Raw genomic sequence first — 615 nt, forward strand, 5'->3', positions numbered from 1 at the left:
CCATCATCATAACTTGAGAGCGAGCCATCAAATCGTTGACTGCACTGTCGATGATGCCTGAATCCGCCACCATCAGCGCCAAGTTGAGTCCGTCTGCACCTAACATGTCGTCTCCTTAAGAGAAAAACTGATGTAAGTTTTTAAAGCGTTGAATGATCTTCTCGCTTTCACCTTGGATAGACTCAAGTCGTTGGCTCACCTGTTGCAGACTCGACTCCATAAGACGTGGTAATTCAGGATCCACAAAACTGTGTGGCAGTGCATCATGAAAGTTCGCTTTGACTTTACGCATGTGGTGCTCTGCTTCACTCAGTTGGTTTACGGCTTTTTCGCTTTGCGACAACCATTTTTGGTACAGCTCAATGTCCAAACCTTGTTGCGTTACCAAGCTCACCAAAATACCGCGGTTAGCAATATCGCGGATCACCAAGTTGTTCGCCGCATCCACATCAAAACGCAGACGACACATATTGGTGTTTTGGTTTACGTAACCGTACACATCACCTTGGCCATCTTTGATCACACGATCCAGTTCATCTTTCGGTACATAAACCCAACGGCTATCGCCTTTTTCCGATTCCGATACCGACATGTTGCTTTGCAAGATAACCAACT

The 615-nt window shown here is 46.0% G+C and carries 1 protein-coding gene; it reads right to left on the reverse strand.

Annotation, left to right across the window (positions count from 1 at the left end):
- Positions 1 to 115: 115 nt before the first annotated feature.
- Positions 116 to 615 (reverse strand): ATPase RavA domain-containing protein (locus R7Q46_RS28180; RefSeq protein ID WP_318078441.1); only part of this gene is annotated, 500 nt, incomplete at its 5' end.

It is taken from the genome of Vibrio sp. 811 (genome assembly GCF_033339195.1).